Annotated in this window: 21 protein-coding genes; 17 read left to right on the top strand and 4 right to left on the bottom strand. The window is 51.5% G+C overall.

The window, feature by feature from the left end; genetic code table 11:
* The first annotated feature begins 85 nt into the window (after positions 1-85).
* Positions 86-1,177, top strand: a complete 1,092-nt coding sequence (locus PP769_RS16020) for a HEAT repeat domain-containing protein (protein WP_312641965.1) — start codon at positions 86-88, stop codon at positions 1,175-1,177.
* Between the two features lie 156 nt (positions 1,178-1,333).
* Here PP769_RS16020 and PP769_RS16015 read toward each other — a convergent pair whose 3' ends face one another.
* Positions 1,334-1,648 (bottom strand): hypothetical protein, encoded by a 315-nt coding sequence (locus PP769_RS16015; RefSeq protein WP_312641963.1) that lies wholly within the window; start codon positions 1,646-1,648, stop codon positions 1,334-1,336.
* A gap of 184 nt (positions 1,649-1,832) precedes the next feature.
* Here PP769_RS16015 and PP769_RS16010 point away from each other — a divergent pair, with 184 nt between their 5' ends.
* The 7 genes from PP769_RS16010 (at position 1,833) to PP769_RS15980 (ending at position 8,588) form a co-directional block, all read left to right on the top strand.
* Entirely contained in the window at positions 1,833-2,087 is a 255-nt protein-coding gene (locus PP769_RS16010; RefSeq protein WP_312641960.1) for a SemiSWEET transporter, read from the top strand.
* 84 nt (positions 2,088-2,171) lie between these two features.
* The gene (locus PP769_RS16005) at positions 2,172-3,359 is read left to right on the top strand and encodes an SGNH/GDSL hydrolase family protein (RefSeq protein WP_312641959.1); all 1,188 of its coding nucleotides are present in this window, start codon (positions 2,172-2,174) and stop codon (positions 3,357-3,359) included.
* A 7-nt stretch (positions 3,360-3,366) separates the two neighbouring features.
* On the top strand, positions 3,367-4,704 hold the full coding sequence (locus PP769_RS16000) for an ATP-grasp domain-containing protein (protein WP_312641957.1): 1,338 nt from the start codon (positions 3,367-3,369) through the stop codon (positions 4,702-4,704).
* Positions 4,705-4,781: 77 nt separating this feature from the next.
* On the top strand, positions 4,782-6,008 hold the full coding sequence (locus tag PP769_RS15995; RefSeq protein ID WP_312641955.1) for an MFS transporter: 1,227 nt from the start codon (positions 4,782-4,784) through the stop codon (positions 6,006-6,008).
* Between the two features lie 35 nt (positions 6,009-6,043).
* Positions 6,044-6,370 carry a YnfA family protein gene (locus tag PP769_RS15990; RefSeq protein ID WP_312641953.1) on the top strand — a complete coding sequence of 109 codons (327 nt, stop codon included), beginning with the start codon at positions 6,044-6,046 and terminating at the stop codon, positions 6,368-6,370.
* 509 nt (positions 6,371-6,879) lie between these two features.
* A complete protein-coding gene (locus PP769_RS15985) occupies positions 6,880-7,515 on the top strand; it encodes a DUF1326 domain-containing protein (protein ID WP_312641952.1) in 636 nt (211 codons plus the stop codon).
* Positions 7,516-7,790: 275 nt separating this feature from the next.
* Complete coding sequence (locus PP769_RS15980) at positions 7,791-8,588, top strand: DUF2182 domain-containing protein (RefSeq protein ID WP_312641951.1); 798 nt, start codon at positions 7,791-7,793, stop codon at positions 8,586-8,588.
* A gap of 40 nt (positions 8,589-8,628) precedes the next feature.
* Here the strand turns inward: PP769_RS15980 and glgC are convergent, their stop codons facing one another.
* The gene (gene glgC / locus PP769_RS15975; protein WP_312641950.1) at positions 8,629-9,852 is read right to left on the bottom strand and encodes a glucose-1-phosphate adenylyltransferase; all 1,224 of its coding nucleotides are present in this window, start codon (positions 9,850-9,852) and stop codon (positions 8,629-8,631) included.
* A gap of 125 nt (positions 9,853-9,977) precedes the next feature.
* On the bottom strand, positions 9,978-10,478 hold the full coding sequence (locus tag PP769_RS15970; RefSeq protein WP_312641949.1) for a glutathione peroxidase: 501 nt from the start codon (positions 10,476-10,478) through the stop codon (positions 9,978-9,980).
* Positions 10,479-10,800: 322 nt separating this feature from the next.
* On the opposite strand from PP769_RS15970, the gene PP769_RS15965 reads away from it, so the two are divergent.
* Positions 10,801-12,072: a DEAD/DEAH box helicase gene (locus PP769_RS15965; RefSeq protein WP_312641947.1), complete on the top strand. Its 1,272-nt coding sequence runs from the start codon at positions 10,801-10,803 to the stop codon at positions 12,070-12,072.
* A 354-nt stretch (positions 12,073-12,426) separates the two neighbouring features.
* Positions 12,427-12,810 (top strand): small metal-binding protein SmbP, encoded by a 384-nt coding sequence (smbP, locus tag PP769_RS15960; protein ID WP_312641945.1) that lies wholly within the window; start codon positions 12,427-12,429, stop codon positions 12,808-12,810.
* A 108-nt stretch (positions 12,811-12,918) separates the two neighbouring features.
* On the opposite strand, the gene PP769_RS15955 is transcribed toward smbP, so the two are convergent.
* On the bottom strand, positions 12,919-13,458 hold the full coding sequence (locus PP769_RS15955; RefSeq protein WP_312641943.1) for an FKBP-type peptidyl-prolyl cis-trans isomerase: 540 nt from the start codon (positions 13,456-13,458) through the stop codon (positions 12,919-12,921).
* A gap of 404 nt (positions 13,459-13,862) precedes the next feature.
* On the opposite strand from PP769_RS15955, the gene PP769_RS15950 reads away from it, so the two are divergent.
* The 7 genes from PP769_RS15950 to PP769_RS15920 all read left to right on the top strand — a co-directional run bounded on the left by PP769_RS15950 (position 13,863) and on the right by PP769_RS15920 (position 22,370).
* Positions 13,863-14,507, top strand: a complete 645-nt coding sequence (locus PP769_RS15950; RefSeq protein ID WP_312641941.1) for a sulfite oxidase-like oxidoreductase — start codon at positions 13,863-13,865, stop codon at positions 14,505-14,507.
* A gap of 175 nt (positions 14,508-14,682) precedes the next feature.
* The gene (traT, locus tag PP769_RS15945) at positions 14,683-15,366 is read left to right on the top strand and encodes a complement resistance protein TraT (RefSeq protein ID WP_312641939.1); all 684 of its coding nucleotides are present in this window, start codon (positions 14,683-14,685) and stop codon (positions 15,364-15,366) included.
* 238 nt (positions 15,367-15,604) lie between these two features.
* Complete coding sequence (locus PP769_RS15940; RefSeq protein WP_312641937.1) at positions 15,605-16,738, top strand: hypothetical protein; 1,134 nt, start codon at positions 15,605-15,607, stop codon at positions 16,736-16,738.
* Positions 16,739-16,934: 196 nt separating this feature from the next.
* Positions 16,935-18,047 carry a dipeptide epimerase gene (locus PP769_RS15935; RefSeq protein ID WP_312641935.1) on the top strand — a complete coding sequence of 371 codons (1,113 nt, stop codon included), beginning with the start codon at positions 16,935-16,937 and terminating at the stop codon, positions 18,045-18,047.
* Positions 18,048-18,335: 288 nt separating this feature from the next.
* The gene (locus PP769_RS15930; RefSeq protein ID WP_312641933.1) at positions 18,336-19,895 is read left to right on the top strand and encodes a M16 family metallopeptidase; all 1,560 of its coding nucleotides are present in this window, start codon (positions 18,336-18,338) and stop codon (positions 19,893-19,895) included.
* Positions 19,892-21,379, top strand: coding sequence for a M16 family metallopeptidase (locus tag PP769_RS15925; RefSeq protein WP_312641931.1), 1,488 nt, complete (start codon positions 19,892-19,894; stop codon positions 21,377-21,379). The genes PP769_RS15930 and PP769_RS15925 overlap by 4 nt, the downstream gene beginning before the upstream one ends.
* A gap of 73 nt (positions 21,380-21,452) precedes the next feature.
* On the top strand, positions 21,453-22,370 hold the full coding sequence (locus tag PP769_RS15920; RefSeq protein ID WP_312641929.1) for a M48 family metallopeptidase: 918 nt from the start codon (positions 21,453-21,455) through the stop codon (positions 22,368-22,370).
* Positions 22,371-22,407: the final 37 nt, after the last annotated feature.

The raw sequence follows: 22,407 nt of genomic DNA, 5'->3' as shown, positions 1-22,407 counted from the left end.
TTTTTTCATAAAATTCCTCTTTCTCCAGAAAAGAGGGTTGCGGTTCCATTAATCTCTGGTACTCTTGCTCAAAAGGGAGATTGCCATGATGGGAATAGTGGTGCATCTCGTTATCCTTCTGGCGCTTATTTTTCCGACGGACAGTGTGGCCCGCCGCGCCTCTTTCACACCTGAACAAAAAGCTCAGCTCTCCCGCATTCAAACCATCCGGGTTTCCGCCCTGGCACTGACCGAAAAGGGTTTTATCTCGCCCGAGCTTATCCTCCAGGTGGTTCAGCGGCGATTCGAGGAGCTGGGATTTCAGGTGGTCACGGATGCCACTCAACCCCATGATGTGGAATTCCACATCATCTGCGAAGAGCGTAAACACCAACAAAGCGTCGCTCGCTTTGGCGGAGATAATGAGTTGACCCATACCCCCGATCGACTCTGGCATGGCCCGGCCTGCCAATTATCGTATCTCCTTGAGGGGAGGGACCTGAGTTGGCACAAAGAAGTACACCCCTCGATGGAGCAGGATTCTCGTATTCTGCGCGAGGCGCAGGACGTAGACTCCGGAGTTGCTGTTTTTGAGCAACTCACCCGGGAACTTGAACGGTTTGATTTTCCGGTTATGCTCCTCAGTGAATGGGGGCAAACCCATCGACTGGTGTCCGTGCTGACCAATCCCGAGACGTCCCAAACCCGTCAATTGATTATTCTTGATTTGCTCCGTCAGTTCCCGGATCCCGAAGCCCTTCCGTATCTCCTGAAAGAAGTTGAACAGGGGCAGGCTCCGGAACAAGCCATTGCTGCCATTTCCGGTCTTGGACTCGACGTCGTCCCGCACCTGCAAGGGTTGTTCGAAAGCCAGGACAGACCGGTCTCGATTCGAGCGGCGGCAGCCAAGGGATTGGGACGGATTTTGCGATCCGAAGGGGATCTGGAGGTGATGACGATTCTGCTGACGTATCTGTCCAACGCCACGTCGAAAATTCGGTCTTCTTCTGATATTGAATTTCCGGTGCTCACTGAGGTTGTGTGGGGAGTTGGGTCCATTCACCATAGACCAACGGTCGCACTCATTGGCAATCTCCAAGACCGACTGTGGTTGATTTACGATAACTCCCCGGAGATGAAGAAACTACGGGATGTGGTAAGCGTCGTCCACAAATATCAGGATTTCAATCAGCTTTGAACAGTCGATGTGAGTGGAAGAACGTGACAGTTGGGATTGGCTGAAGAAAGAAGACACGCCGAGAGACTGTTGCATGCCATCAATTTTCATCTCTCACCATTTCATGGCAGAGCAATCTGGAGCACAGCGGATCCGTTCAAAAGTCCCTACTCCCGCTTAGGTTGGGGGAAGAAGGGGCCCCGCCCATTGCCCTTTGATGCGCTGAACATCCACCAGATTATTCGGCGGACCCAGATCGGCCATGAGTTTGGTATCAATCCGGCCATGAGTCACGTGCAATAGTTGTGGTTCACTGACGCCCTGCGCCTTAAACCAATACCATCCGGGACAGGCAGGTGTGGTATGGTTCCAGGTTGGAACCACATGGCGCAGGTCATGTTCCAGTTTCGCTTGAACCTGTTTTGCGTCATGCTGTCCCAATAGTGATCGAATGCCTGAATACAATGCTTCCGCATGAGCTTGCAAGGTCATTGGATTAAGAATCCTTTCGTTTGAAAATTGTGCAAGATCGGCACACACCATACGTCATTTTCTTCCGGCGATTCAACGTCCCCCCATTCCAACGCGGCGGTATATGGCACGTCTGGAAATTTGACCAGAGTGGTCCACTGAAAAACCCGCATCGGTTAATGGGACATCTCACAGAGGAGGCAACATGGATTGGGTGACGATTATGGGATATGTCGCGGGGGCCTGCACAACCTCGTCGTTTCTTCCCCAGGCGATTCAAATTGTGAAAACGAAACATACCAAAGATCTTTCCCTGAGCATGTATTCAATCTTAACTTCGGGCTTGATGCTCTGGAGCGTATATGGCTTGATCAATCATGATTGGCCGTTAGTCATCGCCAATATGGTGACCCTGTTTCTGGCTGGTTGGATTTTTATCCTCAAGCTCCGGTACGGGTAGAGTGCCTATGGGGAAATCTCGCCTTGTTTCAGAGGGTCGATTTTTAAAAATGATATGGAAAAATGAGGGGCATGAGAGCGGGTGGTGAGGAAGTGGGCAGGAAACATTGCATTAGTCTTCATTGGATGTGGAATGGCCTTTGTCCTCGTTGAAATCGGTCTTTACTTTTTCGGAATTTCCTACCCCTCTTTCTTTATTGCTGACAATCTGACCGGCTATGCTCATAAACCGGGGGCGGAAGGTCTGTATTCCAATGAAGGTGAAGCCTACATTCGAATCAATAGTTTTGGGCTGCGCGACCGTGAGCACACTCTGGAAAAGCCTGTTGGGACCTTCCGGATTGCGCTTCTGGGCGATTCCTACACGGAAGCGATGCAGGTCCCGACAGAACACATCTATGGGGTCAGGCTTGCACACGAGTTGTCAGATTGTCCCTCCCTCGCCGGGCGTCAGGTAGAAGTCATGAATTTCGGTGTGTCCGGCTTCAGTACAGCCCAGGAATTACTGGTGCTGCGTCATAGGGCTTCTGCCTATGATCCGGATCTCGTCCTGCTGGCATTTTATACAGAGAACGATATACGTGGGAACCTGAGAGAACTAAACGGGAAAACCAATATCCCCTATTTCATCCTGAACGACGGACGTCTCGTCCTTGACAATTCCTTCCATCACACGACGGAGTTTTGGCTTCAACAATTTCCGCTGAGTGCCGAAGCTTTTGAAGTCTCCCGCGTGCTACAGGTGTTTCGCCACGCCAAATACAAATTAAAATCCTTTCTGGAAGGAAGGGCTCAGCAACAGCAGATGAAGGACTGGGAAGATCCCGCTCTTCGTCTCGATCTACTGGTCTATCTCGACCAGCCGGACCCATCCTGGGAAAATGCCTGGAAGGTTACCGAACAATTGATCGTGCAGATGAAAAGAGAGGTAGATGAGGAGGGACGCCGATTTCTTCTTTTCAGCCTTTCGAATCCCGACCAGGTTCATCCCGACGTGCAACATCGACAGGCATTGGCCCGTCAATTTGGCGTGCCGGATCTTTTGTATCCTGATCGGCGCATCCAGGCTTTGGCGAAACGGGAAGGCATCGAGTTACTGAGCCTGGCCGAACCTCTTGCCACCTATGCTGAACAGCATGGTGTGTTCCTGCATGGATTTCAGAACCGTGAATTAGGGAAGGGCCATTGGAACGCTGCCGGTCACCGGCTTGCGGGGAAGCTGATGTCTGAGAGGATCTGCCTGATGGTGGAATCGATCGGGCGAAAGACATAAGGGCGGAATGACACTTATTATTTCCACCCTCGGCGGGTCTGATATGACGCACATTTTTGTGCATGATCCGGTTGCACTCGCAAAGAATCTTCCCTTGGAGATGCGTACTCCCAATTTCCGTGCCTACGATCAACGGGCGCTCGTCATGGCCAGGCGGCACGATGTGGTCTGTATGACAAGAAGTAAGATTGACCCATCCTATATGGGATTTCTGTACGAGTTGGGTGTCGGGCCGGAACTGGGAAATATTATTGAAATTGAGCCCGGCCCCGTATCTGGCGAATGCCTGGAAAATGATCTCTTCTGCCCCTCTGTCGACTCCTTGCACAGAATCTGTGAGCGGATCTCACCCAAAAACCATGTTGTTCTGAATCCGGATGGAGTGTCGCAGAAGGGGTATGTGATGGCCCAAGCGTTGGAGAACATCCTTGGCAAGACCGTGAAGTTCATGGGCGGCAATCCTGAAGTGACCTTTGCGGCGAATCTCAAACACGTGGGGTATCAAAAGGCTCAGGAACTTGGTATTCCGGTTGCCCGGGGCGAAATTGTTGAGTGGTCTGATGGCCAAGCCAAGAATGTGGCTATGCTTCGATCGGCAATTCGTCGTTACGTTACTGAGACGGGCCGGGTGATTATTCGATCCGCCGAAGGAAGGGGCGGGTCCGGGATCTTCCTTGTCGAGGATAATGCCGAAAGCGAGCGACAGGCATTGGAGCTCATCTCTCGAAGGCCCTTATCACCGGTCTATCTCGTGCAGGTATTGTATGAGGTCGCCTTCTCCCCCAATATTCTTGTCGATGTCCAGCCTGATGGGGGGGCGGTGAACGTGGTCGGGATATCCGATCAGCGCTTGAATCTTCATCTGGGGCATATTGGAAATGTCTTTCCCTCCGGAGCACACATGCTGAATGACATGAGTCGAGCTGCTGAAGTATTGGGACGATGGCTGCAGGAAGATGGCTTCACAGGATTGGTCGGTTTTGATTTTGTGGAACATGCGGATCTCCGTACCGGAAGAAAAAGGTGGTTTCTTGCAGAAATTAACGCCAGGTGGAATGCATCCGTCTATCCAACTTTTTTGATGGCGCATCTCAATGTGCGTCAAATTGACCGCGGTTTCCCGGTGATTGGGGCTTTCTTTTCGATGCTTGCCAGAATTCAGACCGTGTCTTTTCCAGAGTTTCGCCATGCGTTTGACGCAAGGCTGTTCAATCCTCGCACTGGCCGGGGGATGATTCCCTATGGTTTCTGCCAACAGCAGATGTGCTGTAACATGGTATTCTTGGGACCCTCAAGACTTGACGTGGAAGCCATGCATGAGGAGTGTGTTGCGCAATTATCATAGCGGGGACCTCAGGTGTCCCCTGCCTGATGATCCATTAAGGCCTTCCCTTCGGGCAATAGAACACTCCAAGCCCTGCTATGGTTGATCCTGTAACTTCTCTCAAATCTTCTCATTCCGATCGACCACGAATCCCGACAAGTATTTGGGCGCTGGGCCTGGTGAGTTTGTGTATGGATATGTCGTCCGAGCTGATTCACAGCTTGCTCCCGGTCTATATGGTGACGGTGCTTGGAGCCAGTCTGTTGTCGGTTGGCATCATTGAGGGATTTGCTGAAGCCACGGCCTTACTGACCAAAATGTTCTCCGGCGTGCTAAGTGATTATTGGGGCAAACGCAAGCGGCTGACAGTGATTGGCTATGGCCTGGCAGCGGTCACGAAGCCGTTATTTCCGCTAGCTCCCAGTCTGACTACCGTGTTTCTCGCGCGGTTTCTGGATCGCGTAGGGAAGGGCATCCGTGGGGCCCCGCGTGATGCGCTGATTGGAGAGTTGGCGCCGCCGAATTTGCGCGGGACCTGTTACGGGCTTCGCCAATCGCTCGATACCGTCGGCGCATCCCTTGGGCCGTTGATGGCCATGGGGTTGATGGTTCTGCTCGCGAATGATATCCGAGCCGTATTGTGGGTTGCCGTGATCCCGGCGGTATTGGCCGTGGTCCTTCTTATTGTCGGTGTCCAGGAGTCCCCATCCACTCAGCCTGAGGGAATGCCTCGAACGATTATTCGGTTGGGTAATCTGCGGAGGATTGGTCCGGCCTACTGGTGGATTGTTGTGTGTGGAGCACTGTTAACCCTGGCGAGGTTTAGCGAAGCGTTCCTTGTTTTACGGGCAGAACATCTCGGGTTATCGTTGACATTTATTCCTCTGGTAATGGTCGTGATGAGCGTGACCTATGCCGCGTCGGCTTATCCGGCTGGCAGGATGGCGGATAAGATGAGTCGCCGCCCGTTGTTAATCGCAGGATGCCTGTTCTTAATGGTGGCTGATGTGATTCTTGCCCTTGCCGGCGATGTGGTCGTGGTGATGATTGGTGTCGCGTTCTGGGGCATTCATATGGGCCTCACGCAAGGCCTCCTGGCTACCCTCATTGCGGAGGCTTCACAGCCTGAACTTCGCGGAAGCGCCTTCGGATTTTTCAGTTTCGTGTGCGGCGGGGCACTCCTCTGTGCGAGTGTGCTGGCTGGATTTCTCTGGGACCAGTTCGGTTCTTCCGCCACTTTTCTGTGTGGAGCGGTGTTGACGGCTGTCGCAATGCTCGGGTTTGTTCTCCATAACCCGGATACCCTTCATTCGAAGGGAGGGTAATGGTGCCTTGTGGTTTCAGGGAATAAGGAGAAGATATGAATACCATGTATTGGTATGCCGGCGCCGCGCTGGCGGAAATCAGCGGGTGTTTTGCTTTTTGGGCCTGGTTACGACTGGGGCGATCGGGGTGGTGGACGGTGCCCGGCATGGTGAGTCTGATTGTGTTCGCCCTGTTGCTAGCCCGAACGGAAGCTGCATTTGCGGGTCGAGCCTATGCCGCATACGGCGGAGTATATATCGCGGCCTCTCTCTTATGGCTCTGGGGTGTTGAACAGATCCAACCGGATCGTTGGGATTGGCTCGGGGCCGGGCTGTGTCTTGCCGGAGCGGCAGTGATTCTTTGGGGCCCTCGTCCCGCTTAATATATTGGAGAGCAACGGATTTCGCGGGAGGTGGTACCAGTCAGGTTGGCGGATGCTGAGGGGAATCTTCTGAGCGTTGACGAGGGGGCGTTTCCTTCCGCCTCGTCAACTCGGGTATTCACTGATTGGGCATGAATGCCCTCAGCTATTTTTTGCCTTTTTTCTCGGCCCGCTTTTCTTTCATGGTTTTCGCTGGCTTTTTTTTGGTTTCTTTGCGTGCATCCTGGCTCTTGCCCATGGTGTGCTCCTTGTGTTGTTAATGGTGCGGCTTTTCTATGGTGCCGTTGGGAGGCGAATGGTAGCGAACCTGTGGGAAAAAGTATAGATGGTGTAATGGGAAAAGTCGGAATGTGTAGATGACCGAATGCGGTGTGAGAGGTCCTTGACATAGACCTCTGCAGGAATACTTCGCATGCTTGAAGCGGAGGTAGCACCGAAAGCTCGTGGCATGGTAAAAAAAGTGAAAATGCAGAAGGGATGTCCGATCCGGATTTAGAAAGGAGCGCACAATGGCTGATCAATGGATGCTTCGTGGTGTCGAGTTTGCCAATTGCAACTGCACCTATGGGTGTGGGTGCCAGTTTAATGCCCCCTCGACCAACGGATTTTGCGAGGCCATGGGCTCGGGGCATATTGAAGAGGGGTATTTCAATGACACGCGTTTGGATGGATTGAACTATGTCATGCTTTTGCATTGGCCGGGGGAAATTGCACAAGGAAATGGAACACAGCAGATTTTAATCGATGCGCGGGCAGATGCCTTGCAACGTGAAGCCCTCCGGAAAATACTACATGGCGAGGCCACAGCCCCGGGAGCTACCCACTTTTTTGTGTTCAATAGTACGATGTCCAACGTGTTGGAACCCCAGTTTGTTCCGATTGATCTTTCCATCGATGTGGAGGCAAGACAGGCCACGGTCAATGTGCCGGGCTTGGTGGAATCGAAGGGTACACCCATCTCCAATCCTCATACCGGAAGAGATCATCGCGCCAGAATTCAATTGCCAGAAGGATTTGAATATACCGTGGCCGAAGTGGGCAACGGGTCGACCAAGGCTCAAGCCGGAATTACGTTAAACCTGTCTAATAGCTATGGGCAATTTAATATTCTTCACATGAATCAGGATGGAGTGATCAGAAACTGATTGTTGAGGGAGGCGTCTTGTCTTGTGAACGACTTCCTCGTCGCCCATCATCATCTTCTGCCATGTTGCATGTGCAGAGTGTTGACAACGTTGTTGTGAGTCTCGTGGTTTGGCCCAGGACAGCCTCCTTGCTGTAATCTTTACCGTAGCCTCCCGCGGACTTCGCACTTGTGGTGAGGCAGGGAACGTTCTATCAGGCCAAAGTGTCCGCTTCCCCGTTATTCAACCAACCTGTCAGTTGCTGATTGTTCCGGGGGTTCTTAAAGTCCATTTCCATGAGCCCCTCTTCTCCTCCTCCATTTCCTATGTTACCCAAGCGTGATCGGATCACGATCCTCTCAGCTCTGATTGGGATGATTATTTTGGCCTGGGTGTATGTTCTGTATCTCTGGGCGAAGATGCCCATGATGAATTCCGATGGGCCCGGGGCGATCATGCAGTTTCATCCATGGACCCCGGTGGACTTTGTGTTTGTGTTTCTGATGTGGGCTGTCATGATGGTCGGGATGATGCTGCCGGGTGCCGTCCCGATGACGTTGTTGTATGCAGGCATGGTTCGCAAGGCCGAACGGCAGGGTTCACTCATGGCTCCGACGGGGGCATTTGTGGCCGGGTATTTGGCTCTATGGAGTGTTTTTAGTGTAGGCGCGACTGTCGTGCAGTGGGGATTGCATGCAGCGGCCATGCTCTCGCCCATGATGGTGGCCCAAAGTCATGTTGTCGGTGCAGGGCTTTTAATTGTCGCTGGTCTGTATCAACTTACCCCGTGGAAGACTGCGTGCTTAAATCATTGTCGGGCACCTGCTCATTTTATTGCCGAGCATTGGCGCCCGGGCACTTCCGGCGCGTTTCGATTAGGACTTCATCATGGTGCATTTTGTCTTGGCTGCTGCTGGGCCTTGATGGGGTTGTTGTTTGTGGGTGGAGTGATGAATGTGCTCTGGATCGCGGCGATTTCGGTCTTTGTGTTTTTAGAAAAAGTGTTGCCGGTCGGCCCCTGGAGCGGAGGATTGGGATGGGTGGCCGGGATCGGCCTGATTGTGAGTGGGGTAGGCGTTTTGTTTCTGGCGTAATGGGGTGGCCGTTTTGGGATGTGCCCGTTTCACGACTGCTTCATGACTTTGTGGGTGAATCGGGTGTAACAACGACCACGCCGTCTTCGGTGACGGGAAAGCGTTGGCGATCGTGCTGGAGATCGTGGCCGATGACCGTATCGGGGGGAAGGACGACGCCCTTATCGATGATGGCCCGGCGGATACGGGACCGGTCGCCGATTTTGACATTTTCCATGATGACGGAATCGTGGACTTCGGCATGATGCTCGATGTGGACGTTTGGTGAGAGCACACAATTTTGCACCAGGCTCCCGGAGATAATGCAGCCTCCTGAGACGATGGAATCCAGTGCCATGCCTCGGCGCCCTCCCTTGAACTCATCGGCAAAGACAAATTTGGCGGGCGGGTATTGGCCTTGGTAGGTGCGGATAGGCCAGGCCTCATCATAGAGGTTGAGGTGGGGATCAACCCCGACGAGATCCATGTTGGCTTCGTAATAGGCATCCAGGGTCCCGATGTCCCTCCAGTACTTAACCTCTTTTTTGTTTTCATCTTCAAAATTATAGGCAAAAACTTTTTTGTTGTTCTGAATCATGTTGGGAATGATATTTTTCCCGAAGTCATGGGCCGTGGGCATTTCGGAATCTTTTCGCAGTTCTTCATAGAGGTGTTCTGTGCGAAAAAGATAGATGCCCATGGAAACAAACGCATGCGTGGGATCATCAGGTAAGGGAAACGGGTTGGCCGGCTTTTCTTCAAACCGGGTGACACGGTTTGAGGGATCTACCCCAAGGACCCCGAACTGTCGAGCTTTTTCGACCGGCCACTCAAGGGCACCCACAACGGCATCCGCCTCCGTTTCTTGCATGAACCTGAACATGTCGGCATAGTTCATTTTGTAAAGGTGATCTCCCGCCAGCACTAATAAAAACTTCGGGCGTTCTTGTTCCAGCAGAAAGAGGTTTTGATGGACTGCGTCCGCTGTGCCCCGGTACCACTCGGCGTTGATACGTTGTTGCGGTGGGATGGAAAAGACGAATTCGCCCAGTTCCGGGTTGAAAATCGACCAACCTCTTCGGATGTGGCGGTCCAACGAGTGGGATTTATATTGGATCAGCACGGCAATTTTGCGAATCCCCGAATTGAGGCAATTGCTCAAGGTCACGTCGATGATGCGGTATTTGCCTCCAAAGGGCACCGCAGGTTTGGCGCGATGTTGGGTGAGCGGGAGGAGCCGTTCGCCACGGCCACCGGCAAGGATCATGGTATAAACATCAATCATGGGGGAGATTATGATATCAAATGGCCGGAATGGAAGGAATGGGTTGGGGACGGTACGGGCTGATGTTTGGCGCGCAATTCCCGGGGTGTCAATAAATCTTGGTACTTGGAAAGGCCTTGTCTGATTTATGCCTGCTTCGCCTTGGCGTTGAGGAGTGCTGCGATGTCTGACTCAAGGTCTGAGGGTTTGGTTGCGGGGGCATAGCGTTCCTTGACCGCACCGGCTTGGTCTACCAGAAATTTTGTGAAGTTCCACTTGATAGCCTCTGATCCGAGCACTCCCGGTGCCTCGGCTTTGAGGTGTTTGAAGAGAGGATGAGCATCGGGCCCATTCACGTCCACCTTGGCAAACATCGGAAAAGTCACTCCATAATTGGTTTGGCAGAACGCGAGGATTTCCTCGTTCTCCCCTGGATCCTGGGTTCCAAACTGATTGCAGGGAAATCCGAGAATCTCCAGTCCTTGTGAATGATATTTTTTATAGAGATCTTCCAGCCCCTGAAACTGGGGGGTGAATCCGCATTTGGAAGCCGTATTGACGATAAGTAAGACCTGACCCTTTTTGCTGGCGAGGGTTTCATCCTTTCCCTGGATGTTCCGGCAGGTGATGTCGAAAATGGTACTCATGGGATTTATGCCTTTACAGTGCTTGAGTGGATGAATGGATGTGGTGTGACATGTGACTAAAGTCACCTTCCAATTGTACCATTCGAATACCAGCTTGGGCACGCGAGAGAAGAAGGAAAATTTGACAGGATATGGATTGTCCTGTAACCTAACCTCTGTTCATGTCGATTCGGTCCGACGACGGGAACATTCAATTAATCTTCGGGCCCCGCGATCGTATCGCGACCAGATCCTGCTCGGAGCGGACTTCCCACCTGATTCTGCTTCACTCGGTTTTCTGAATCCGCTTACATACGATCCTTGTAACAAAAGGAATAGTTTTATGTCTTCAACTGCGTTGTCACAGTTTGGTGCGCTTGGTGTGTCTGCTACATTGGTTGGGGTTTTGAACAAACTCGGTATAACTGAACCGACTCCGATTCAAATCCAAGCCATTCCTCCGGCCTTGGAAGGTCGGGATGTGCTGGGTTGTGCCCAGACCGGCACCGGAAAGACTGCCGCCTTTGCCATTCCCATCATTGAACGATTGGCAGGTGGTCCGAAGGGCCACCCACGTGCGATGATTTTAGCGCCAACCAGGGAATTGGCTTTTCAAATTCAAGAAACCGTTGATAAGTATGGGCGCGTGCGCGGGATTTTTGCGACTACTCTGGTGGGTGGTGCGGATATGAACGCGCAAGTTCGCGGATTACGGCAGCGTCCCGATATCATCGTCGCGACGCCGGGACGCCTCCTCGACCATATGTGGCAGGGGACGGTTTCGTTTGCCAAGCTTCAGATGGTTGTTCTGGACGAAGCCGATCGGATGCTTGATATGGGGTTTGCCCCTCAGCTTAATCAAATCATTGAGGCGTTACCGGAAACCCGGCAAACCTTACTCTTCTCGGCTACGATGCCAAATAACTTGGCGGATTTGGCGCGGATGTCTCTCAACGATCCGTTTAAAGCCCTGGTGGCGAAATCGGCCACACCGGCTGAAGGGGTGACTCATACCGTGCATCACACGGCCAATTCCGACAAAACATCCCTCCTGCTTTCTATTTTAAAGGAGACAGAGGGATCGGTCCTTGTCTTTACCCGGACCAAACATCGCGCTGATCGGATCGGGGAAACCCTGGAAAAGGTCGGTTGTCGTGTTGCAGTGTTGCATGCCGGCCGACGGCTTCCTCAACGTCGAGCGGCGCTAGAAGGGTTTCGTCGTGGACGTTTTGAAATATTAGTCGCGACTGATATTGCGGCCCGAGGATTGGACGTGGACGATATTCAACATGTGATCAACTATGATTTACCCCATGTGCCTGAGGATTATATTCATCGTATTGGTCGGACGGCGCGTAAGAATACCAAAGGTTGGGCCACGAGTTTTGTGACCGGTGAAGACAATCGTTCATTACGAATGATTGAAAAATTGCTGGGTAAGGCGGTTCCCTGCGCTCCCGGAAGCCGTCCGCCAATGCCGGCCATTGCACCGGAGAGACGTGGGCCTCGGCCTAATTCCGCGGGTAGAGGATTTGGTGCTCCTCGTTCGGGGAGCCCTGGCAGGCATGATCGACCGGCCGTTCGTCGACCGCGTCCGTCAACCTTAGCTTCCTAACCCTCACATGCATGTTCTTTGTTGATTTGTAAAAGAGTCCTTGCGAGTTTTCCTGATGCCCGGATCATTCTGGTCCGGGCTTCATTTTTTTAAGGGTCTTCTTCTCTCTACTTCCCCTGCCTACTCATTTTCTTCCCAGTCGTGACTCCACATCGTTCGTGGTCATTTGACTGAGCTGTAATAAGCCCGGGTTACAGGTTTCTCGTATGAAAAAGTACAGCGCTTGTGCCCCGTCCTGTGCCTGTGGTGGTGTCTTAATGCAGGTGCTGGAAAGACTGGAAGATTTTATTATGAGTTTTGCACTAGAATTCGATGATGGAGACGTCTTTTTTTTACTTTTTCAAGGAGGTGTTGATGATGCGTGTCCTACCTAGGATCACTCGACTGAGTGTCGGTCTGTTGTGCCTCGGACTCGTTGCGGCTTGCGCTCATTCAACCGGACATACCAATCCACATGTGGCGGAAGCCGTCACGCATGCACAGGAAGCCGTCGATCATGGCGGTATGGGGCATGCCGATGCGGTCGTGACCCATGCGGAAGCTTCCCTTCAACATGCGCAGGCTGCGAAAAAGGACATGACGAATCCTCACCTTGATGCGGCCATTGCCGAATTAGGGGAGGCTATTACACATGGCCAAGCCGGGCATGCTGATGTGGCAACCGGTCATGCCAAGTCTGCGGTGACGCATTTAAAGGAAATTAATGAAATGACACCCGCCAAAGGAGGGTATTATTGAAGGGACTCTCTGTTTCATTTTTCTGCAAGAAGTGAAGTGATGATAGACCGGGGATCCAAGAACCCCGCCAATTCCGGCGGGGTTCTTGGATGCGATATTCGCCCAACGTTAGGGAGCAGTGGCAGCTTTGACGTCCAAAATTTTCACGTCAAAGTAGAGCGTTTTCCCTGCTAAGGGGTGGTTGAAGTCTAAAACGACCACCTGATCTTTTACTTCCGTTACTGTCGGGTGTACGACACGGCCCTGTCCGTCCTTCCCTTGTAATTGCACCCCGACCTTTCGTGCATCAGGTGGAATTTGGTCAATGGGAACTTCCTGAATAGCCTGAGGGTCGACCTTGCCATACCCCTCTTCGGGTGCGACGGTGACTTGTTTGCGTTCTCCCGCCTTCATTCCATCCAGGGCCGTTTCCAGGCCAGGAATAATTTGGTGAGATCCCTGAGTAAATGTCAGAGGTTCTCCTCCTACGTTGGAGTCGAGTACTTCTTTGTTTTCCAGGGTCAATGTGTACTCCATTGAGATGGACTTTCCTTCAGAAACGGTCATGGGTGAGCCTCCCTCTTGAGAATCTGCCTGCGCAGACGTGGTCATCGCTGAGGCCACCAGCAAGGAGCAACATACAACCCGGGCTAATACATGCAGTGCCATGAGACTGATCCTCCGCAAAAATTATGGCTGATATAACAGTTGGCTGGAAAAGAGGGCGGTTGAAAATGAGGGGGTAAATAACCGGACGCTTCCAGGCTGTTGTGAACGAATAGTGTAATTTATCAGAAAAATAAATAGCTTGGCTATGAGATCAGGAAATATCCTGTGGCTCTCTACCGCATGACCGGCGGGACCTGTCCTCAAAAAGCATTGAGGGAAGGAAATCATGACGATAAGAGAGCAGGAGGGTGTAGGGGAGTGTGGTTTGGGTTCTTTGACTATTGCTGAGCCGACAACCCCGATATAATGCGTCGATTGGCGTTTAGCTCTAAGGTTATGAACATGAGAAGTCTAGTTAGTGGTCCTAAGACATCTCTCCTTGAGTGGAGGAGGAAAGGCTTGCAATGGAACCCAACGAACGGATGGTGAAAGCGAAGCAACAGGTAGCTCAACATCGGCGAGAATTCTCCTGTCGAGAGGTGGATGAACCTCAGGACGAACGGGTTCCGCCCGGCCAACATGTGGTGAATAATTTTCCGGTTCTGGATTTGGGCTGTAAGCCGGAGATCGTGCTGGCTGAATGGGCCTTAAGTATTGATGGGTGCGTGGCCAATCCACTGACCTGGGATTGGGAAGCCTTTGAACGGCAGCCTCAGGTGCAGATCACTGCTGACTTTCACTGTGTCACGTCCTGGACCATGTTGGATAATGAATGGAGAGGTGTGAGATTTCAGCATCTCTTGGAATTGGTTCGTCCCTTGCCCGAGGCAAAGTTTGTGTTATTTGAAGCGTTTGATGAGTACACGACCAATGTTACTCTAAAGGTTTGCGACGATGAGGATGTACTTCTGGCCACTCATTGGAATGGAAGGCCATTGACCAGAGATCACGGTGGACCCGTACGCATAATTATTCCCAAACGCTACGGTTGGAAAGGGGCAAAATGGGTCAAAAAAATTACATTTTCCGATCGCGATCAAAAGGGATTTTGGGAAGTGCGCGGATATTCCAATACCGCGCTTCCATGGGACAATGACCGGTATGGGTGATCGAGGTAGGAACCCCCTCCATTTTAACGAACAGAAATGAGAGGTCAACGGTACGCGGCCGCTCACGGGGTTCATTCGTAAAAATAGGCTTTTGAGGGGTTCAATACGTCCTATGGATGTGGCATAATCCCGCTCGTTTCCTCAAGAAATCCTATAAGTTACAAAGGAGAAACTCATGATGGGACGGGTCCCTGGCATTCAAAAGATTGTGCTCATGGCCGCTGGATGTGTGATGCTCGTAGGATTAGGCTGTTCGGCAACTCAGGTTGCTCTGGAGAAAAAAGATTTAAAGGTCCAGACCAAGATGTCGCAATCTATTTTTTTGGATTTGGATAACCAAATAGAAAAAAGTGCATTTTTGGAAATCAAAAACACCTCAGACAAAGAAATTGATTTTGATACCCCGGTGCGAAAGGCCATTGAAAACAGGGGATACAAAATCGTGGATAATGCCAAGGAGGCTGCCTATATTTATCAGGTGAATGTCTTGTATGTGGGCGAAGCCGATCCTGCTGCCTTGAGGACAGCCGTCCATGCTGGCTATGGTTCCGCCTGGGGCGGAGGAGCCGTCGGAGGGGCTGTAGGCTATGGGTTGGGGGGAACGGGCCGGTCCGCGGCTCTTGGTGCAGGCATTGGCGGTTTTTTGGTGGGGGCGACGGAATTGGTCACGGGCTCATTAACTAAAGATGTGACATTTGCCGTAATGACCGATTTGCAATTAACTGAGAAAACTAGCAAGGGGAAAAAGATTCATCAAGCCCGTGTGGCCTCGACTGCCGAACAGGTTAATTTAGAATGGGAAGAAACCAAGGATCCCCTGGTGCAAGGGTTGGCTAAATCGTTGGGTGGCCTCCTGTAGTCCAAAGGTCGAGTGCCGGTAGTGTGATCATCCAGGGGGGAGGGTGGAGTTTCTGCCTTCCCCAATTTTTTTTTAAGATCCCTCGTCAGATGTGAGAACAGCGGAATAGGAGTTTTGGCAATCTCAACCCACGAAGTTGGCAAGCAATCGGTTGATCGAAAAGATTTTTTTCCTTTCATTCAGAAAATAGGCCTTGTCCTCTGTGTAATTCCGGATGCTCCAAAAGGAAATACCAACAATGAAACTCACCATTTTCTTCTGTTTGCTGGCTGGGCTTTTTCCCTCTATGGTGTGGGCTGAAGAATCGACGACCTCCCACGTCCACCGTTTTCAAACCACATATCCCGATGGTTCCTCGGAAGAAGGATCTGTCAATGTTGCCATACCGAAAGATTGGATGCGCCTTAATGTTGCTCCGGACAAGTTAGAGGACAAACGGACGTCTTCCACACCGATAGACAGCCAAAATGATATGCAGATATTTCTGGATCGCCAGGAGATGATGTACGTCAGGCATCAGGCCAAGACCTATACGATCATCACTAAGCAACAGATGGAGGCTCTGAAACAATCCAGCCAAAATATGATGCAGAAATTGGGAGTTAAGCCGGGTTCCACCCAAGATCAGGGAATGAACAATGTCTTGGGGGATGTCATGAATTCCATCCGGGATCAACAACGCATGAGTCTAGAAAAGGCAGTGGAAAATAAAGAGCTTTCTCCTGAAGAACGAACTCGCTTGGAACAAGCATTGACAACGCAATCTTCCGGGAGTTCTCCCGGGATCTCCCTGAAAGTCACGAAAACGGGGGAAACTGGTCGACAAGGGGGCATCCCTTGTGAATGGTATACGTTAGAGGTTTTTGATGTTCGGCACATTTGCGCCGCGGCATGGGACGACATTCCAGGCGGCGAGCGGAGCAAGGAGCTCTATCATGCCTGGATGGATTACATGGAGGAATGGGCGAAGGGACTCCCATTTGGGAATGGGTTGCATGAACAACACAAAAAAATTGAAGGATTCCCCATCATTACCATTACGAAGAGCCAGGATGGAAGCACGCTCTTCAGTGAACAGCGATATCTGGGAACAAAAAAAATGACGGTGGCTTATGGCCCGCCGGACGGTTATGTTCTTGAGTCCGGCCTGTCCGGGGCATCATTTAGTGATTCTCCTGAGCGAATTCAACAATCTTCTGAAAAAGCCGATAATGTCTGCCAAAAAATAAATGGAGAAATTGTCTGTTCCGGCAATGCCGATCCGGTAAATTCAAGCGGCGTTTCTTCTCTGCCAGGGCAGAATTTGGAAAATCTTCCACCAGAAACGCAAAAAGCCCTGGAGATGTTGAAGGGATTGTTTGGTAATCAGTAACCAATCAACATTATCATTCGCCATATTGGCCAATTTTATTGCCCACCACGACGGAGATTCTCGGCATTGTGTTGTCAGAGTGGTTGTTCTGTTCCATGACGGGAATTATGTGTTTGGTTTCTGACCTCCGAGGTTGCAGAATCTCCTCATCCCCATTGTTATTCACACATGTGATTGGGAGTCTATTCTTTCACCCATGATGCAATCGGAAGCACTCGGTATTGCGGCCATTGAAGCCTGGCCGGTTCAATTGCCTCTCAATGCTCCTTTCGTGGTGGCTTCAGGTTCCATGTCGGTCGCCCACAATATTTTCATCAGATTGACCCTCAAGAGCGGGACGTGCGGGTATGGGGAGATGGCGCCGTTTCCGGACATATCTGGCGAAGACCAGGCTGCCTGCCTGGCCGCATTTCCTGCCGCCGCCCAGTGTATCCTTGGGCAATCGGTTTGGAATTGGCGGAAGCTGGCACATCAATTGGCGGAGGTGGCCCGAGAGATGCCTTCGGTCCGATGCGGCCTTGAAACGGCTTTTCTTGATGCCCTGTGTCGCGAGATGGCCGTTCCAATGTGGGCCCTCTGGGGTGGAGCGGATGTTCGGGTTCGCGAAACGGATATTACTTTGCCGATTGGAGAAACCGAACAAGTTGTGTGCAATGCCAAAGAGTGGTTTAGTCAAGGATTCAGAGTATTTAAAGTAAAGGTGGGTCAGGATGTTGATGCCGACATTCGAAGGATTGAGGCCGTATTTTCAGCTTTCCCTGAAGCCTCATTTGTGGTTGATGCCAATCAGGGGTTTACCGTCTCCGAGGCTCTCCAGTTCATCGAGTCGATGAGTCGAATGTCCATTCCTGTATTGTTGCTAGAGCAGCCCGTACACCGAAATAACCGGGAAGGTCTGGCTTCTGTTCGCCGGGACAGTCCTTTCCCCATTGCGGCGGATGAATCGGTTCGATCGCTTCATGATGCGGAATTGTTGATTCGTGAACAGGCTGCGGATGTGATCAATATCAAGATCACTAAATGCGGGGTGGTGGAATCAGGGGAGATTGCCCGTTTGGCCAAATCGTGCGGGCTCCAATTGATGATTGGCGGTATGGTCGAAAGTCGGGTGGCCATGGGGTGTTCTTTCAGTTTGGCCTTGGGGCTGGGAGGGTTTGAATTTTTGGATCTTGATATGCCGCTTCTCCTGTCAATAGATCCAGTACAGGGCGGGTATACCTATGAGGGACCGGTCTTACAGCCATGGGAGGAATCCGGGCTTGGAATGAAAATGAGCCCAGAACCCTCAGCGGTGATCGTCGTAGAATAGGGAACGTTGCGTGACGTTCGCGGCATTTTCACCTTTCGGTTGTGCACAGACATCTCTATCGCACAGGCGGCCGCCCGATGGGCAACAGCTTTTCTTGTAAGTTGCTTAGGAAACGTTTTCCTAAGGTCATGTCTCAGGATAAGGTTGGCATCCCCCAATAACATGGACAAGGCTAGAATGAATGCGGTTTCGCATTCAAATATGTCTTGCTTGCCAGAATTCTCATTTACTGGGTAGGATCATTTAGTGGTCGGATTGAAGATGTTGGCTTAACCAGGATGGTGATGAATGGGAACGGGTAATCGATTGATGCGATGGAGTAAGAGGCTCGGACTTCTGGGTCTGGTGTGGTGCGTCTGCGCGGGGACGGTGTTTGGTCAGGATCTAGCCTCCTTTGAGCAACGTGTGACCCGGCATACGTTAAAGAACGGGTGGACCTTTATTATTGTGGAACGTCCAGTGGCGCCTGTCTTTGCCTTTATGACGCGAGTCAATGTGGGTTCGGCTCAGGAAATCATGGGGCAAACGGGACTGGCTCATATGTTTGAACATATGGCCTTTAAAGGTACTCCCCACATCGGGACGACTGATTATGATGCAGAGAAGGTTGCGTTAGAGGCATTGGAAGAGGCTTACCAGGCTTATCAAACGGAGAAGTTTGCTTCCGATCCTGACCCGGAGAAGGTGGAGCGCCTCTATGCGGTTTTTAAGGAGCGACAACAACAGGCTTCCTCGTATGTGGTGAAAAATGAGTTCGGCGATATCATTGAACGGGAGGGTGGGGTTGCGTTAAATGCATTTACCGGTGCTGATGTCACTGGATATTTTTATGCTCTTCCGGCCAATAAAGTCGAACTGTTTGCATATTTGGAGTCGGAGCGGTTTTTGCATCCGGTTTTTCGGGAGTTTTACGAAGAACGGGACGTCGTCATGGAAGAGCGTCGCATGCGCACGGAAAGCCAACCTTTCGGCCGGTTGCTCGAACAGTTTGTTGCGACGGCTTATATGGCTCATCCGTATCATCATCCGGTGATTGGTTTTGCCAGTGATATTCAATCCTACACAATGACCGACGCAAAAAAGTTTTATGAGGAGCAGTACGTGCCGACGAATTTGGTGACAGCGATCGTCGGAGATGTGAAAGCGGAGGCGGTCATCCCGATTCTTGAAAAATATTTCAATCGCATCCCCTCGGCTCCCGTGCCTCCTCCGCTTCGAATCGTGGAGCCTCCTTCCATCGCAGAAAAAATTGTGAAGCTGCAGGATCCTTCCCAACCCTTATATGTGGAGGGTTATCATAAGCCACCCGTGACCCATGCTGATCAACCGGTATACGATGCGATCGACGATATATTGACGAATGGGCGGACCTCTCGATTATATCGATCGATGATTCGGGACAAACGCATCGCAGTGTCGGTGGGAGCTTACGGGGAATATCCGGGGGACAAGTATCCGCACGTGTGGATGGCCTATGCTGTTCCCGGCCGTGGTGTGACGAATGATACGGTCCAGCAGGCGTTACGGGAAGAATTTGACCGGCTGAAAACGCAGGATGTCTCTGATGAGGAACTGGCACGATTTCGCACCCGTGCCAAAGCGGGGTTGGTTCGGGCGTTGAATAATAACCTTGGTCTGGCTATGCATCTGACTGATTACCAGATGTTGTTTGGAGATTGGCGCGAGTTATTCCGGTCCATTGATCGATTGGATCAGGTGACCAAGGCCGATATTCGTCGGGTCGCTAACACGATGTTTCAATCAACCAACCGGATCGTAGGCATGATTGAGACGGTTTCTCCTGCCGGTGGTCCTCAACCAGTTACTTCCGGGGAGGGTCAATCATGAATCACTGTAAAGCTCATCAGCATTCGTGGGGTGGTGTCGGTCGATGGTCAAGTCTGAGCGCGGGATTGGGCGTCCTCCTCATGTTCTGTGTTCCCGTTTGGGTGCAAGCGCAAGTGACAAAAGTCGAGGAGTTGCAGTTCCCGCCATTGCCGGAACTGGTTATTCCTGAACCTGAACGCGTGGTTCTGGATAATGGACTGGTGGTGTTGCTGATGGAAGACCATGAATTACCGCTTGTTGGTGTGTCGGCCATGATCAAGACGGGTTCCCGATTGGACGCTCAGGACACCATTGGGTTGGCTTCCTTAACGGGAACCGTGCTTCGCACGGGAGGGACGAAAAGTCTGAGCGGCGATGCCCTGGATGAGTTTTTAGAAGGGAAGGCCGCCGCCATTGAAACGCACATTGGGGACTCGTCCGGCACTGCGTCGATGGGTTCTCTTACCGAAGATTTTCCTGAGGTGTTGAAGGTATTTGGAGACGTGTTGCGGTTTCCGGTGTTTGATCCTGAGAAGTTAAAGATTGCCAAAAATCAGATGATGGCCGGGATTTCCCGTCAGAATGATGATCCGGATGAGATTACCTCACGAGAATATAAGAAGTTAATTTATGGGAAGGATTCTCCCTATACCTGGGAACCGACATACGCCACCGTGGGGTCTATCACCCGGGAGGATGTGATCCGGTGCCATGCGACGTACTTTCATCCTAATCGGATTATTTTAGGAGTGAGTGGCGATTTTGAACGTGAAAAAACACTCGCGCTCATTCAATCCATTTTTGGGGACTGGCCCAAGGGTCCGGAGGTAGAGGATGCTCCCGTCTTCATTCAGTCAACGGTCCCGGCCGGGGTGTTTTATATTGAAAAAAACGATATGACGCAAGCAAAAATTGCCATGGGGCACTTGGGAATCCGTCGGGACGATCCTGATTATTATCCCTTGGTGATCGTCAATCAGATTCTTTCGGGGTCATTTGGCGCGAGATTATTTTATAACATCCGCTCCAAGCAAGGGCTGGCTTATGATGTGCACGGTGGGGTTGGATTGCAATGGGACTATCCAGGCATGGCCATCCTCTCGATGTCGACCAAAACGGAAACGACGGGAAAGGGGATTGATGCCTTAATCGCAGAAGCTCGGAATATGGTCGCTCAGCCTCCTACGGATGAAGAAGTGGCGAGCGCAAAAGCCAGTATTTTAAATTCCTTTGTTTTTTCTGTGGATTCTCCCACGAAAGTGCTTGGTAAATACCTGACATATGAATATTATGGGTATCCTTCGACCTGGCTAAGAGAGTTTCGCCAGGGTATTGAAAAAGTCACCACGGCTGAAGTCCGAAGGGCTGCACACAAACATTTGCGTCCGGAGGAGTTTGCGATTCTTGTGGTGGGACCTCGTGCAGGCACCAAACCAGCATTGGCTCGCTACGAACAAATCCAGGAATTGGACATTCGTATTCCAGAACCCACTGCCGGAATGTAATGGTCGTCCGAATGACGGTAGGATGGTAATGGCGTCCTTTTGCTGTGCGACACTGAATTCTTGAGAATTTGAGATGTCAATACCCCGGTGGGTCACCACAGATGGTCGGATCTTTTTCTGTGTCCTGTTCCTGAACATCCTGATCGCGGGATGCCAAACCAATCCCTATACGCAACGTTCCCAGCTGTTATTGATGCCGTCCGGGCAAATGAACCAGATGGGGGCTGCCCAGTATAGTGAAGTTTTGCAGGATCCCAAGGTTGTGATTTCCAAAGATCCTAAAGAGATTGAGCCGGTTACCCGTGTCGCGGCTCGTATTATTGAGGCGGCCAAGCGTTCAAAATATGGGGACGTGGCGAAAGCGTTTGATTGGGAAGTCACGGTCATAAAGGACGACAATACTAAGAATGCATGGGCTTTGCCGGGTGGGAAAATTGCGGTCTATACCGGGATTTTCCCGATGGCGAAAAATGAGGCCGGATTGGCGGCTATTATGGGACATGAAGTTGTTCATGCGCTGGCGGAACATGGAGGAGAGCGGATGAGCCAGGGCCTGGTGGCTCAATTTGGCATGACTGCCGCAGCGATCGTGCTTTCGACCCAAGGCCAAAATCCGGCATTAAACGCGCTAGCCATGCAGGCGATGGGGCTTGGTGTGCAGACGGGAGTTCTGTTACCGTTTAGCCGAAAACACGAATCGGAAGCTGACTATATCGGCATATTGCTTGCGGGTGATGCGGGATACGATCCTCGAGAAGCGATTCATATTTGGGAACGGATGGCCGCGGCTTCTGATGGCGCTCCTCCGGAATTTTTATCTACCCACCCAGCGCATGAAACCCGGATTGCCGATCTCACGAAATGGATGCCTGAAGCCATGGAGCTCTATAGAAAGGCTCCAAAGGCCCCTGTGGCCAATTTGCCCCTCATTACACCATCTCCCCTTCCACGCCCGCCACAACAACCAAACGCGGCTCGTCTCCTTCACTAGCCATGGTGAAAGGAGCTCGCATGGTGTTTCAAACGTT

It is taken from the genome of Candidatus Nitrospira allomarina (assembly GCF_032050975.1).
Lineage (GTDB): Bacteria > Nitrospirota > Nitrospiria > Nitrospirales > UBA8639 > Nitrospira_E > Nitrospira_E allomarina.
Note: the sequence above shows the minus strand (reverse complement) of the source record. Positions and strands in the feature narration are given on the sequence as shown.

Excerpts from the sequence above, each read along its gene's own strand:
- PP769_RS16020 (WP_312641965.1), top strand. The coding sequence starts at position 86 with ATGATGGGAATAGTGGTGCATCTCGTTATCCTTCTGGCGCTTATTTTT.
- PP769_RS16015 (WP_312641963.1), bottom strand. The coding sequence starts at position 1,648 with ATGACCTTGCAAGCTCATGCGGAAGCATTGTATTCAGGCATTCGATCA.
- PP769_RS16010 (WP_312641960.1), top strand. The coding sequence starts at position 1,833 with ATGGATTGGGTGACGATTATGGGATATGTCGCGGGGGCCTGCACAACC.
- PP769_RS16000 (WP_312641957.1), top strand. The coding sequence starts at position 3,367 with ATGACACTTATTATTTCCACCCTCGGCGGGTCTGATATGACGCACATT.
- PP769_RS15995 (WP_312641955.1), top strand. The coding sequence starts at position 4,782 with ATGGTTGATCCTGTAACTTCTCTCAAATCTTCTCATTCCGATCGACCA.
- PP769_RS15990 (WP_312641953.1), top strand. The coding sequence starts at position 6,044 with ATGAATACCATGTATTGGTATGCCGGCGCCGCGCTGGCGGAAATCAGC.
- PP769_RS15985 (WP_312641952.1), top strand. The coding sequence starts at position 6,880 with ATGGCTGATCAATGGATGCTTCGTGGTGTCGAGTTTGCCAATTGCAAC.
- PP769_RS15980 (WP_312641951.1), top strand. The coding sequence starts at position 7,791 with ATGAGCCCCTCTTCTCCTCCTCCATTTCCTATGTTACCCAAGCGTGAT.
- glgC (WP_312641950.1), bottom strand. The coding sequence starts at position 9,852 with ATGATTGATGTTTATACCATGATCCTTGCCGGTGGCCGTGGCGAACGG.
- PP769_RS15970 (WP_312641949.1), bottom strand. The coding sequence starts at position 10,478 with ATGAGTACCATTTTCGACATCACCTGCCGGAACATCCAGGGAAAGGAT.
- PP769_RS15965 (WP_312641947.1), top strand. The coding sequence starts at position 10,801 with ATGTCTTCAACTGCGTTGTCACAGTTTGGTGCGCTTGGTGTGTCTGCT.
- smbP (WP_312641945.1), top strand. The coding sequence starts at position 12,427 with ATGATGCGTGTCCTACCTAGGATCACTCGACTGAGTGTCGGTCTGTTG.
- PP769_RS15955 (WP_312641943.1), bottom strand. The coding sequence starts at position 13,458 with ATGGCACTGCATGTATTAGCCCGGGTTGTATGTTGCTCCTTGCTGGTG.
- PP769_RS15950 (WP_312641941.1), top strand. The coding sequence starts at position 13,863 with ATGGAACCCAACGAACGGATGGTGAAAGCGAAGCAACAGGTAGCTCAA.
- traT (WP_312641939.1), top strand. The coding sequence starts at position 14,683 with ATGATGGGACGGGTCCCTGGCATTCAAAAGATTGTGCTCATGGCCGCT.
- PP769_RS15940 (WP_312641937.1), top strand. The coding sequence starts at position 15,605 with ATGAAACTCACCATTTTCTTCTGTTTGCTGGCTGGGCTTTTTCCCTCT.
- PP769_RS15935 (WP_312641935.1), top strand. The coding sequence starts at position 16,935 with ATGATGCAATCGGAAGCACTCGGTATTGCGGCCATTGAAGCCTGGCCG.
- PP769_RS15930 (WP_312641933.1), top strand. The coding sequence starts at position 18,336 with ATGGGAACGGGTAATCGATTGATGCGATGGAGTAAGAGGCTCGGACTT.
- PP769_RS15925 (WP_312641931.1), top strand. The coding sequence starts at position 19,892 with ATGAATCACTGTAAAGCTCATCAGCATTCGTGGGGTGGTGTCGGTCGA.
- PP769_RS15920 (WP_312641929.1), top strand. The coding sequence starts at position 21,453 with ATGTCAATACCCCGGTGGGTCACCACAGATGGTCGGATCTTTTTCTGT.